At 68.2% G+C, this 12022-nt stretch carries 12 protein-coding genes; 4 read left to right on the top strand and 8 right to left on the bottom strand.

Annotated elements, in window-relative coordinates:
• Positions 1-93: 93 nt before the first annotated feature.
• A complete protein-coding gene (locus tag VD997_06325; protein ID HYE61592.1) occupies positions 94-1659 on the top strand; it encodes a hypothetical protein in 1566 nt (521 codons plus the stop codon).
• Positions 1660-1677: 18 nt separating this feature from the next.
• On the opposite strand, the gene VD997_06330 is transcribed toward VD997_06325, so the two are convergent.
• The 7 genes from VD997_06330 to rsmA all read right to left on the bottom strand — a co-directional run bounded on the left by VD997_06330 (position 1678) and on the right by rsmA (position 7285).
• The gene (locus VD997_06330) at positions 1678-2370 is read right to left on the bottom strand and encodes a hypothetical protein (protein HYE61593.1); all 693 of its coding nucleotides are present in this window, start codon (positions 2368-2370) and stop codon (positions 1678-1680) included.
• A 101-nt stretch (positions 2371-2471) separates the two neighbouring features.
• A complete protein-coding gene (locus VD997_06335; protein ID HYE61594.1) occupies positions 2472-3260 on the bottom strand; it encodes a hypothetical protein in 789 nt (262 codons plus the stop codon).
• A gap of 96 nt (positions 3261-3356) precedes the next feature.
• Positions 3357-4328, bottom strand: coding sequence for a type I phosphomannose isomerase catalytic subunit (locus VD997_06340; protein ID HYE61595.1), 972 nt, complete (start codon positions 4326-4328; stop codon positions 3357-3359).
• A gap of 91 nt (positions 4329-4419) precedes the next feature.
• Positions 4420-4956: a 3-hydroxyacyl-ACP dehydratase FabZ family protein gene (locus tag VD997_06345; GenBank protein HYE61596.1), complete on the bottom strand. Its 537-nt coding sequence runs from the start codon at positions 4954-4956 to the stop codon at positions 4420-4422.
• Positions 4934-5119: a hypothetical protein gene (locus tag VD997_06350; GenBank protein HYE61597.1), complete on the bottom strand. Its 186-nt coding sequence runs from the start codon at positions 5117-5119 to the stop codon at positions 4934-4936. Before VD997_06350 ends, VD997_06345 begins: the two co-directional genes overlap by 23 nt.
• A 156-nt stretch (positions 5120-5275) precedes the next feature.
• Complete coding sequence (locus tag VD997_06355) at positions 5276-6331, bottom strand: phosphotransferase (GenBank protein ID HYE61598.1); 1056 nt, start codon at positions 6329-6331, stop codon at positions 5276-5278.
• Positions 6332-6472: 141 nt separating this feature from the next.
• Positions 6473-7285 (bottom strand): 16S rRNA (adenine(1518)-N(6)/adenine(1519)-N(6))-dimethyltransferase RsmA, encoded by an 813-nt coding sequence (gene rsmA, locus VD997_06360; protein HYE61599.1) that lies wholly within the window; start codon positions 7283-7285, stop codon positions 6473-6475.
• A gap of 44 nt (positions 7286-7329) precedes the next feature.
• On the opposite strand from rsmA, the gene VD997_06365 reads away from it, so the two are divergent.
• From VD997_06365 to VD997_06375, 3 genes are read left to right on the top strand one after another with little or no spacing between them, the layout of a single operon-like run.
• The gene (locus VD997_06365) at positions 7330-7788 is read left to right on the top strand and encodes a hypothetical protein (GenBank protein HYE61600.1); all 459 of its coding nucleotides are present in this window, start codon (positions 7330-7332) and stop codon (positions 7786-7788) included.
• A 54-nt stretch (positions 7789-7842) separates the two neighbouring features.
• A complete protein-coding gene (locus VD997_06370; GenBank protein ID HYE61601.1) occupies positions 7843-9609 on the top strand; it encodes a serine/threonine-protein kinase in 1767 nt (588 codons plus the stop codon).
• A 13-nt stretch (positions 9610-9622) separates the two neighbouring features.
• Positions 9623-11122: a serine protease gene (locus VD997_06375; protein HYE61602.1), complete on the top strand. Its 1500-nt coding sequence runs from the start codon at positions 9623-9625 to the stop codon at positions 11120-11122.
• Positions 11123-11128: 6 nt separating this feature from the next.
• On the opposite strand, the gene VD997_06380 is transcribed toward VD997_06375, so the two are convergent.
• Positions 11129-12013 (bottom strand): HAD-IIB family hydrolase, encoded by an 885-nt coding sequence (locus VD997_06380; GenBank protein ID HYE61603.1) that lies wholly within the window; start codon positions 12011-12013, stop codon positions 11129-11131.
• Between the last annotated feature and the right edge of the window lie 9 nt (positions 12014-12022).

The following is a 12022-nucleotide window of genomic DNA, read 5'->3' on the forward strand; positions in this document are numbered from 1 at the left end:
GCGCCGAGACCGGACGCCTCACGCCGATTTGACGACAGTCCTATGTCCATGAAAGGTCCTTTCAGGTAGCTTCGTCTGCACGAAAGGGACCTGATGCGTTGGATCGCCCGCAGGAGATTCGCCGCGGCTTTCGCGCTCGTTGCAGGTGCGCACACATCCGTCGCGCAGACCATCACCGCCGTTGACACGCCGCACCCGTGGCAGTTCGCCTCCGCGCCGCACGTGAGCGGGGACGGGGAGCATGTTGTCGGCACCCTCCTCGACTTCAGCGCCGGCGAGCACCGCGCGTTCCGCATGCGCGTGGGCGGACCGATGACGGTCATCGCCCCGCCGGCGCCGTACCTCTCGCATGTGTGCCTCGGCGTGAACCAGTTGGGAGACCGCGTGCTGCTGACGGCCGACAACGGCGCGGGTCCGACCTACATCTGGCGTACCGACGGGACGCTGACGCACCCCTTCGGGAACAGCACAGACAACCTGATGCGCGGCATCAGTGCCGATGGGCGCGTGCTGCTGGGCGGGAACATCACGGGCACGTTCACGTGGACCGCCGACACCGGCTACACCTATCTCACCCCGGCGTTCAACCGGCGGGCGCGCCCCAATGCGCTCAGCTCGGACGGGAGCATCGCTGTGGGCGACTGCCCGCGCACCTTCCCCGTGGGGGATCCGCCGGTGAACGCGAGCGAGGTGAGCGCCTGCCTGTGGCTCGACGGCGCCGTGACCCTCCTGCACACGCCAGACTCGACCGCTTTCGGCGTCAACAGCGACGGCACGGCGATCGTCGGTGAGGTGCGCCAGGGCGGAGCCCCTCCAATCGCGTACCGCTGGGGCGCTTCGAGCGGGGCCATCGCGTTCCCGCAGGGGCCGCAGGGGTCCGTGGCCGACCGTGTGAGCGGCGACGGCAGCGTGATCACCGGCTCGGGCCTGCGCACCACCCCCGGGGGCATTCCTTATAACGGGCCGTGGATCTGGACGGAGCAGAGCGGGACGATGCCCTTTGAGGAGTACCTCTCAGCCCGCGGCGTGACACTCGGAGGCTGGGTGCTGAGCACCGTGCAATCGATCTCGATGGATGGGCTGGTCTTCGCCGGCACCGGCGCCCTTGACGGATTTGACCGTGTGTACGTCGTGGACCTGCGACCCCCCGTTCCGCCGATCGTGATCACCACCCAGCCCGCTTGGCGGCGTACGTGCAACAACACGTCCGCGACGCTCACGATCAGAACCTCCGCGCCGCCCGCAGCGGTCCTCTGGCAGCTGGCCGACCCTGCCGACCTCTCAAGCTGGATGGACCTCTCTGACGGCCCGCTGGGGGCGGCGTGCGCGACCGTTTCTGGTGCTAACACCCTCACACTTCAAGTGGTGTGGGATCAGGACGGGAACTGCCCGCCTCAGCGCACCTTCCGCGCCCGGGCCAGCAACGCCGCGGGCGTCGCGAACTACAGCGATCCGGTGACCGTCGACTCGCTGCAGCCGCACGACTTCAACGGAGACGGCGACATCGGCACCGACGCCGACATCGAGGCGTTCTTCGCGTGCCTGGGCGGCGACTGCTGCCCCACCTGCGGGAGCATCGACTACAACAACGACGGCGACATCGGAACCGACGCGGACATCGAGTCGTTCTTCAGGGTGCTTGGCGGAGGGCCCTGCTGACAGGTCGTGGGATGATGCTCAGCCGCCGCGGACCTTTTTGATCACCCCCGCAATGGCCGCTACGACTACGCCGATCAGGGCGAACGCGACGATCCGGCCTGTCGCGTACCCCAGCCGCTCGGCCTTGTCGACCTCGGATCCGCCGCCGGGCGTGAACTGCTTGTCGGGCGCGAAACGGAAGGTCGCGAGCATCTCATCGAACTTGGGCTGGTCGGCCCCCAGTTGCCCGGCGGACGAGTAGCAGTTGAACTGCACGATCTTGTCGGCGCCCAGGTAGCCGTACGTGGCACATTCGAGCGACAGCCCGTTGGTGCTGATCGTGCCGGTGCGGACGAACCGGGCGTGCGATGGCTCAACCCTGATGGGGTCGAAGTGGAAGTTGCCCGCCATCCGCCGCTTGACCCGCTCCTCGGCCTCGCGGGCAAGCTCCGAGTTGGCCGCGCGTTGGATGTTCTCGTAGCTCATGCCCTTGAAGTGGTTGTCCTGCAGTTGCACGAGGATGTACGGCGTGCCGATGCCCGAGGGCGAGCGCGAGAAGCCGGCGACGTACTTGAAGCCGCTGCTGCCCACGGCGCCCTGGGCCGCGGCGTTCATGTCGGCGACCTGATCGAAAGGAATCAGGTGCCAGCCCTCGGGCGCCGTAAACGACCACGAGCGGGTCTCGGAGGCGTACTCCTGCTGGGCCACAGCGCCGCTGGTAAGGCTAACCACGAGAGCAAGACAGAGACACGCAATCAGGCGCATACCGCCCCCCTTTCTTTGCACACAGACTACCCGCACGCAGCACACCTTGTCCGGGACCTCCGACGCCGTCAGTCGCGGAAGATCAGCTTGATGATCCCCGCGGCGATGATCGCTCCGAGAAGGCCCAGTCCACCAAAGCCGAAACGCCGGTACCGCCATCCGCCGCTGCTGCTCGAACTGCTCCTCGACTGCGACTTGTACGGCTCGTCCGAGTAGCCCTCGAAGGGCCCGCCCGCGCTGGAGGATGCGGGCACCAGCTTCGCCTCGGGGCTGAACGAGAACGTGTTCACGAACTCGTCGAACGACGCCTCGGCGCGGCTGCCGCTGCTCACCAGGTCCGCACACTCAAACCGCACGATCTGGTTCTTGCCCAGGTAGGCGTAGATGCGGATGTTGACCGGCTCGCCCTTGTCGTTGTTCTTCTCGACGCTGGTGAAGGCCCGCATGCGGCTGGGGTCCAGCGTCGCCGGGCGGTTCAGGCCTGCGTCGATCATGAACAGCTTGCGGGCCTCGTCCAGGTCCGATGTCGGCGCGCCGTCGCTCAGCCCCGCGTCCAGGTCCTCCAGCGTGAGGCCGCTCATGTCCACGTTCGCGGTGGTGATCAGCACGCGCGGGTAGGCCATCGTGTTCATCGCGCCCCTGGTGAAGCCGATGAGGTACTTGGTGGGCGAGTTGGGGTACTGCTCGCGGAGCTTGGCGGTCTGGGCCCTCACGGCCTCGCTGCCGATCATGTTCCAGCCGTCGGGGGCCGTGAACTTCCAGGTCTTGCTCTCGGATGCGAACTCCTGCTGGGCGTGCGCACGCGCGACGCCAAGCAGCAAGGCGAGACACAGCAGAATGCGGACGGCTGCCTGCATGGAGCACCCCCGATGCACGCCCGAACGGGCGGCTGACAGGTGCGCAGGCTACAGGGTGCCGCATGCTCATGCAACGGGATTTCGGATGACCTCTGTCTAGATTCGCGCGAAGAGGACACTGGCATCTGCGGCGGGGTGAAACTCGCAGCCGCCGGCCACGGCCGCGGGGATAAGCAGCGTGTCACCGGCGTTGACCGATTGCGGCTGCCCACCGCCCGGCAAGGCGAGCCGTCCCGTGCCGCGGAGCACCATCAGAACCGTGCACCGTGCATCGCCCAGCCGCGCGGGCGTGCCGCCCTGTGGCTGCCACACCTCGAAAAACTCAGTTCTGAGCACCTCGCCCGCGTTCATCTGCACCGGCGTGGGCGCCGGGCCGAAGTCGATGCACGCGAGGCTCTGCTCGATGTGCAGCTCGCGCCCGGTTCGGCCCCAGTCGAACACGCGGAACGTCGTATCGCTGGGCGTCTGCACCTCCGCAACCAGCACGCCCGCGCCCAGCGCGTGCACCGTGCCGCTGGGCAGGTTGTGGCACTCCCCCACCACCGCCGGGACGCTCACCAGGTCATCCACGACGCTTCCGTCCCGGATGTGGCTCGCGAACGCCTCGCGGGTGACGCCTGGCTTCACGCCCTTGTAGATCACGCTCCCCGGCTCGGCGTCGAGGATGTACCAGCACTCGGTCTTGAGCTTCGCGCCCGCGTGCTTCGCGGCGTACGCGGGGCTGGGGTGCACCTGCACCGACAGGTTCTCGCGCGCGTCGAGGAACTTCACCAGCAGCGGGAACGAGCCGTCCATGAGGCGCGCCGGCCCCAGCAGCTGCTCACCCCACAACGCCACCACATCGTGCAGCGTCTTCCCCGCCAGCGGCCCGTTGCGGATCACCGACCGCACGCTCCCCCCGCCTGCGCCCGAGGCCGATGTGGCCGCGAGGTCGGCGACCTCCCAGCTCTCCCCAATCTTCTCGCCAGCCTTCACCTGCTTACCAAACCGCGCGAGCCGATCACCGCCCCACACCTTGGGCATTAGCACAGGCTCGAACAGCAGCGGGTAAGGCGCGGCATGGCTCACAAAGGTTCTCCTCAAAGCGGAAAGCGGAAACCGGAAGGCGGAACGTTTATCCGCCCTCCGATTTCCGCTTTCCGGTTTCCGACTTCCGCTTTCAGTACGCCCGCTGCTCCGTCGACAGGCCGCTGATGCGTGCATCGAAGCACACGCGGTCGCCCACGATGCCCTGCACGTCGGAGATGAACCGCTTGCGCTGCGCCTTCACCTCGCGGGCCAGCACGATCAGCTCGTCCCCGGGCACCACCGGCGAGCGGAACGCCGCGTTCTCGATTCGCAGGAACGCCACCAGCGTGGGCGTGGGCTTGCGGGTGATGAACAGGTAGCAGCCCAGCTGCGCCGCCGTCTCGATCATCAGCACGCCGGGGAACATGGGCTTGCCGGGAAAGTGCCCCGGCACCCAGAACTCGTCGTGCTTGATGCGCCGGCGGGCGACGCCCTGCGTCTTGTCCTCGTTGCACCAGATGACCTCGTCGAGCATGGTCATGACGCCGCGGTGCGGGATCCACTGCTCGATCTGTTCGCGCGTGGCGTGCACCGCGCTCAGGTCGATGGCGCTGACGTCAAACAGCAGCTTGGAGGGCGCTGACGTCTGCTCGCCAGAATCGCTCTCAGCTGGTCTTGTCAGGGACATTCCGCAACTCCAGGATCTTCTCGCGCACCATCTGGGCCGTGTTCTTCACATCCTGCATGGTCTGGCGCGCCCGGGTGCCCGCGGCCTTGTTGCCGCCCGCGGCCTTCTTGATGTCGTCCTCAGCCTCCAGCACCAGCTTCTTCAGCTTTTCATACTCTTCCATGGCGGTCCCTTTCCGGTGATGCTCCACAAGCTGGACTACTGACACACTGTCGCCCGAGATCGGCCCGCCTGCCACCCGAAACCGGCTGGCAGGCCTGCTGAACGATACGACACCGCCCGGCCCACTCTCCGGCATCCTACCCGAAACTGCTGCAATTCACCGGCTGGCCTGGGGCAGGAACCGCTCGATCACCTCGAGGGCCGCGTGTAAGTACTTGGGGTTTCCCTCTCTATCGACAAGCGCCGGGGCGCAGGCCGCCATTAGTACTCGGCGGACCACCGCCAGGTCGCCGTAGCTTTCATCCGTCGGCAACCCACGCTCTCGCCGGAACTTAGCGAGGCAAGACAACGGCTTCACCCCGTGCAGCAGCTCGGTATGCCCCCAGTACTGCCGCTCCAGGTACAGCGCGTCCTCGACCCAGTGGCCCGGGTGAACGAGCGCTAAGTCCACCAGCACGCAGCCGTTGCGCCCCTCCGGCCCCAGCCCGTCCGGCAGCCGGCGACGCAGCGCGTTGCCGGGGTGGAGGTCGCCGTGGCACCAGGCGTTCACGTTCCGCCCTTCCCACTTGGCGATCAGCGTGGGGAGGCACTTCTGCACCTTCTTGAGCACGTCGTTCCACTTTTGTGCATCGGCCAGGTGGCCCACCTTTGCCGCGGCCCGGGCGTGCTCGATGGTCACGTGCCAGGTGGGCGTGGGCGGGCGCGGGCCGAGGTTCTCGCACGCCATCGCGCACTTCTGGAAGTCCGCGGCCGCGGCGAGCAGATCGACCACCGCCTGCTCGGTGAAGTTCGTCGTCAGCGTCGGCCCGTGCAGGCGCTCGACAATGATCCAGCCCAGGTCGTACCCGTTGAGCTGCGTGCCCGAGGCAACCACGCGCGGCGTCGGCAGGCACAGCGCCCGCGCCTCGTTCCACTCGCCCTCGCCCACCCGCCCCAGGGCCGTGGTCCAGCGGTACTCAAGGGGGCCGACGGGGAGCTTCACCAGCACGCCGATGGTGGTGCCGTCCTCGAGGCGCCAGGTCGAGAAGCCGGTAGCCGCGCCGCCGCGCTGCCAGGGCGCGCTGAACCACTCGATGGGGCCGAGGCGGCCGTTGCACTGCTTGTGGAGGACCGGGTCAAGGGCGATGGCAAGGTCGTGGTTGTCGCCACCACTGGGCGGAGCGTTGTGCTCCGCGACGACGGGCTGCCCGGTGACGACACCGCCCTCGTTCATCTGCCAGAAGGATACATCAGGGCCGCCGGTGGCACGAACGTCTTCTGATCTGGTGTGCTGATTTTGGCGGTTCCCGGATCAGTTACCTGACCTGAGTTGGGCGGAGCCTGACCCAAGGTCGGGTCGTGCAACCCCCTGGCCTTAGGTGGTTCCCTTGTAAAGGGCTATGAGCTGCTCCAGGCTCAGCGACTCGGCCCGGTCGGTGGGCTGCACGCCCGCCGGCCACGCCCGCTCACGACCCAGCACCGCACCCAGCTGCTTCCGCCGCTTCTCGAACAGGGCCTGCACGAAGGTGCCCAGCCCCCGCGCGTCGTCGATCAGCGGGCGCTCTCGCCGCACCAGTGACACCATCGCGCTCGTGACATCCGGACGCGGCCAGAAGCACTCGGGCGGCAGCTTCGCCACCGTCTCCACGTGAGCGGTCACCTGGGCGATGATGCTGAGCGTGCCGTAGTCCTTGCTGCCGGGTTTGGCCGCGAGCCGATCGGCGACCTCGCGCTGGATGGTGACGAACAGGCCGCGGCAGTTGGGGTGATCGGTGAGCAGCACGCTCATCACGGGCGTCGCCGCGCCGTAGGGGAGGTTCGACACGAGCGTGAACGTGCCGGGGCCAAGCGCCTCGACGATGGCCGGCGCGAGCGTGCGCTTGTCGGCGAGGCAGTCGCCCTCGACCAACGTGAAGCCCGCGGCGTCCTTGAAGTGCTCCCGCAGGTGCGCGGCAAGCCCCCGATCGATCTCAGCCGCCACCACCCGGCAGCCCCGCGCGACCAGCTCCTCGGTGAGCGCCCCCGTCCCGGGGCCAACCTCCAGCACCGCATCCCCCGCCTTCACCCCCGCGGCGTCCACCAGCTTGCGAATGAGGTTGTGGTCCAGCAGGAAGTTCTGCCCGAACATCTTCTGCGGCGACAGCCCGCGCGTTTCGAGGATGCGCTTGATGTCGGCAAGGGTCTGCACGCCGACAGGGTACGGGTGAAGTCGCGACCACGTATCCTGCACCGATGTCGAACGGGCGGATCTACCTCCTTGCCCTGCTGGTCTGGGCCGCTACCGGCGCGGCTTTCGCCATCCAGGAGAAGCGCTCCGTCGGCGAGTTCGCCGTCGCCATGATGGTGAACCTGGTAGCGCTGACCCCGATGCTGCTGCTGGGCGGTGCTGTGCTTGGCGTCAAGGGCAGCCGCCCCGCCCTCGTCGCTACAACCCTGAGCGGTTGGATCGGCGGCACTACAGCCCTCGCCCTTGCCTCGCAGGGCGTCATCCCTGGTGTTGAGCTGGGCGGCTTCTACTGGATGACCGGTCTGCTTGCGATCTGGGTCATGGCCATGCTCGCCGGCGGCCTGGGCCTCCTCGTCGGCAGCCACATCGAGCCCAAGCCGCCCCCGTCCCACCTCTGCCTCAAGTGCGGCTACGACCGGCGCGGCCTTGCGAGCGACGCGAAGTGCCCGGAGTGCGGCGCCTGACGCACCGCAGCCCACCCAAACAACCGGCGCTCTTTGTCCAGTAGACTTCGTGGCATGGACCAGGCGCAGGTCGAGACATTGCTCCAGGTCGTCAGCGAGGCCCGGTCGCTCCCGCCGGCTGACTGGAAGTCGTTCGTGGCCTCGCGGTGCGGCAAGCAGCCGTCGGTGGTTGACGCCGCGCTGCGGCTGCTCGCGGGCGAACCGCCGGGTGAGTCGGTCAGCGTGTCCAGGCCGCTGCCCGAGCGTGTCAAACTCGGCGGGACCACGTACACCATCGGCCCGCGCCTGGGCGGCGGCGGCAACGGCGTGGTCTACGAGGCGACGGCGGTCGATTCCGGTGAGACCGTCGCCATCAAGACCGTCCGCAACCTCGCCTCGCCCGAGATGATCGACCGCCTCCGCATCGAGGCCCGCGCCCTCCAGGCGTTCCGCCACCCCGGCATCGTCCGCTTCAAGGGCGTCGAGGTGTGGGACTCGCCCGAAGGACCCGTGCCGACCATCATCATGGAGCGGCTGCATGGCCTCACCCTCCAGCGCTTCGTCAAGGACCTTGGCCTCACCTTCGAGCAGCGGATCGCGCTACTGGGCGGGATCCTGAGGGCGGTCGCGGCGGTGCACGGCAACGGCATGGTGCACCGCGACCTCAAACCCGACAACATCGTCATCGTTTGCCCGGCGGCCAAGCCCGGACTTCGCGGTGAGGGACTCCAGCAGGCGCTCACTGATGCTCAGCCCAAACTGCTCGACTTCGGCCTCGTACGGGGCGACACGGCGGCGGAATTGTCCGCCGGCACCTACCCCGGCCAGATCATGGGCACCATCCGCTACATGAGCCCCGAGCAGTGGGAAGGGCGCGGCTGCATCGCTGATTCGCGGTCGGACGTGTTCAGCCTCGGCGTCATCCTCGCGGAGGTGGTGAGCGGCTATGAGCCCGACCGCCACGCCTACTCGCGTCCTGCGTGGGAGACGCACCGCAGCACCGCGACGCTCATTCCCGAGCGGCTCACCGGCCTTCGTGCGGTGGTGCGGCGCGCCACTGAGTATGACCCGGCGGTGCGCTATGCCGATGCGGGGGAACTCCATCGCGCTTTGATGGAGGCATTCCGGGCCGACTTCCCAGGCGCTCAAGAACCCGGCCCTGTTGCCGCGCACCGTGCTTCCAATCGTCGGCCCTGGCTGGTGGCGGCGCTGACAAGCACGGCGGCCACCCTGATTGCGTTCTCGGTTTGGCGCTATCAGAGAGCGCCGCTCCTCACCACCGCAGACCCGCAGCCCGCAGCTCCCAAGGGAGCAGTCAAGGCGGCGCCGCCAATGCCCACTCCGGAGGACCTCTCACGCACGGAGGCCGAAGGCTGCTTCGCTCGCCTACGGCGCGCACTGTCAGAGGACGGCACAGTCAAGGCGTCAGTCCTTGCGCAGATGGCCCGCACGGCGTTCGCCGAACAACGACCACTCGAAGCCCGGCACATGTACGGCCTGCTCGCCGCGCATTACGCGGGTGCGCGCGCCGGGTGGCGCCCGGCATACTCCGACCTGCAGGTGGCCCTCTGCGATCGCGAGATCGGGCGCATCTCAGCCGCGTTGGCCGCGGCCGTGCCGGCGCGGTCGCCGCTCCAGGCCGCACTCGCGGAGCCGTCCCTCCTGGAAACCGACGCAGAGGTCATCCGCGCCGCACTCGCCGACATCGACCGCCTCATGAGCGAGCCCCGCGATCTGACTCACGCCGATGATGGCGACCGCAGGCTGCAAGCCTTTGCGGACCGCTTGCAGGAACTGCTGCTGCAATCCTCCACAACCGTCCGTATACTCGCGGACGATTGAAAGGAGGGGGCGGATGACCAGTTGCTTGCCGCGCATGTTCGGGGTTGCTTCTCTGGCTCTGAGCGCAATGATCGCGCCGGCGCTGCGCGCGCAGGACGGCGGCCAGCCGACAACCAGGCTCGCCGAGACCGCCGTCTTTGAGCTCACAGTCACGTACGACACCGACATCGTCGCGCAGCCCATCCAGCCCGGGTTCCTCGTCGGGCCTTCCGGCGTCGGCATCACAAGCTACAACGCGCTGCACACCGCCCGCGCCGCCAAGGCCCGCTTCCTGCACCAGCCCGACGTGTACTACAAGGTCGAACTGATGACCGCCGAGCCCGGTCGCGACCTCGCGCTCGTGAAGCTCTCGCCCATGAAGGAGGAGTCGCCCGCGATCGAGGTCTTCCTGCCGCTCGCGCCCGGCGAACTCAAGGACCGCCAGCCCGTGTGGACCCTGATCTCTTCGAGCTACCCCGATGAGATCAAGGCCAAGGCTGGCATCGCCGACATCGTGCACGAGAAGCTCAACCCCAACCCCCGGATCAACCCGCAGGGCCAGGAGGAGATCGAGCCATTCGTCGCGCCGGGCTGGATCTACAGCACGCTCCAGCAGAACCGCACGCACTCCGGCTGCCCACTGGTCGATGATCAGGGCCGCCTCGTGGGCATCAACGTGTGGTCCTGGCCCTCAGCCGCGGCCCGCCCGGTGGGGCTGACGCAGAACTCTGTTGACGATCTGCTGAAGAAGTATCGGGAGGAGACGGAGCGGGCCAAGGCTAAGGGCGAGGGCCCGCCCATGATGCCCATCACCGCCGCGCGGTCCAAGTACCGCGAGCAGAAGCTGATCGGCAGTGTCTTCCCGCGCCTCAACTGGCCCGCTGTCGCCGGCAAGGGTGCGGAAGCCACAGCCCTCGCGGGCAACTTCGCGAGCTCCCTCACCTGCAACCTGTGCAAGGGCAAGGGCACCATCACCGAGCGCGGGATTATCCCGAAGGAGAAGGCCGGTGGCCGCTTGCGGCAAGGGCGCGAGGAGGTGCGCAACAAGAAGTGCCCTGAGTGCGAGGGCTCCAAGGTCATCGACGCTGAGAAGATCTGGGCCAAGTCGGCCCGCGTCGCCCGTGCGATCGCTTCCCTGGACCCTGCCGACGAGCAGCACCGCAAGGTGCTTGACAAGCTCGCCGAATCCGCGGCCGAAGTGCACCGTCTGAACGGCGCCGAGTTTAGCAAGCGGCTCAAGGCCCAGGCGCGCGAGCAGCTGAATCCGCGAAGCGTGCAGCGCGGCGAGGCCGTGATGTTCATCGGCGCTCTCCAGGCAGCGGACCTGCAGAACTGGGACAAGGAGGTTGAGCGGATCTCCGTGTCGTGGGACAACCGCGCGGGCCTGCTGGCGGTTGCACCCGCGTGCCCGCAGATCGACCGCGGTCAGCAGGCGCTGTTCGTCGGCGTCGTCAGCGGCTTCGTCACCGGACGTCGCGGCGATCAGTGGGTCGTGCTGGAACGGGTCTCCGGCGTGCCCCTCCACGCCCGCTGACCCGTCTCACCACTGCCCGTCCAGAATCTTCTCCACCGCCACCGCCACCCCATCCTCGCGGTTGCTGAGCGTGTGCCGCTGCGCAACCGCGCGCACGCTCTCCACCGCGTTGCCCATCGCGACGCCCAGGGCCGCGTGCCTGACCATGGAGACGTCGTTCACCTCGTCGCCGATGGCGGCGATGCGGTCCGCGCGCAGGCCCAGCTTCTTGGCCACCATGCTCACCGCCGACCACTTGTTGGCGCCGATATCGAACAGCTCCAGCACGTGCAGCACCTCGCCGCCCGCGCGGCTGGCGTGGTCGGGCGCCACGACCGCCGAGAAGCTGTGGATGCACGCGCGGTCGCCGCACACGCCAGCGAGGTCGTCCTTGATCTGCAACATGCGGCCGGAAAGCCCGCACGCGCCCACGCGCACGGTGTGCTCGGGATGGTCGTCCTCGTGGAGCTCGTGCACCTCGCGCACCCGCACGTTCATCGCGCCGAACCACCACTCGGTGACCGGGTCGAGCGGCAGGCGCTGGCGGCCGCGCACCACGAGGTAGTCATACCCCGCGGCCACCGGGTCCTTGAGCACCAGCGCTGGGTGCTCATGCTCGATCAGCCGCTGCACGGTGCTGGCAACGAGGCGCTGGTCGATCGCGAAGCGGTGCACGGTGCCGCCGCTCACCGGGTCGGCGATGATCGCCCCGCCCGCGACCACGACCGGATCGACCTGCGCGATCTGCTCCAGCACGTGTCGGCACTCAACGAGCCCGCGCCCCGTGCACACCGCCACGCGCAGCCCGGCCTCGCGGGCGTTCCGCAGCGCCGCCTTGTTCCGCTCCGACACCCGCCCCTGCGGGTCCAGCAGCGTGCCATCAAGATCGATCGCGAGCAGGTCGTACTTCACGGGCGATGG

It is taken from the genome of Phycisphaerales bacterium (assembly GCA_035627955.1).
Classification (GTDB): Bacteria; Planctomycetota; Phycisphaerae; order Phycisphaerales; family UBA1924; genus JAEYTB01.

Bases quoted from the DNA above. Each gene is read 5' to 3' on its own strand.
- VD997_06350 (HYE61597.1), bottom strand. From the start codon at position 5,119: ATGGAAGAGTATGAAAAGCTGAAGAAGCTGGTGCTGGAGGCTGAGGAC.
- VD997_06365 (HYE61600.1), top strand. From the start codon at position 7,330: ATGTCGAACGGGCGGATCTACCTCCTTGCCCTGCTGGTCTGGGCCGCT.
- VD997_06335 (HYE61594.1), bottom strand. From the start codon at position 3,260: ATGCAGGCAGCCGTCCGCATTCTGCTGTGTCTCGCCTTGCTGCTTGGC.
- VD997_06355 (HYE61598.1), bottom strand. From the start codon at position 6,331: ATGAACGAGGGCGGTGTCGTCACCGGGCAGCCCGTCGTCGCGGAGCAC.
- VD997_06325 (HYE61592.1), top strand. From the start codon at position 94: ATGCGTTGGATCGCCCGCAGGAGATTCGCCGCGGCTTTCGCGCTCGTT.
- VD997_06375 (HYE61602.1), top strand. From the start codon at position 9,623: ATGACCAGTTGCTTGCCGCGCATGTTCGGGGTTGCTTCTCTGGCTCTG.
- VD997_06370 (HYE61601.1), top strand. From the start codon at position 7,843: ATGGACCAGGCGCAGGTCGAGACATTGCTCCAGGTCGTCAGCGAGGCC.
- VD997_06345 (HYE61596.1), bottom strand. From the start codon at position 4,956: ATGTCCCTGACAAGACCAGCTGAGAGCGATTCTGGCGAGCAGACGTCA.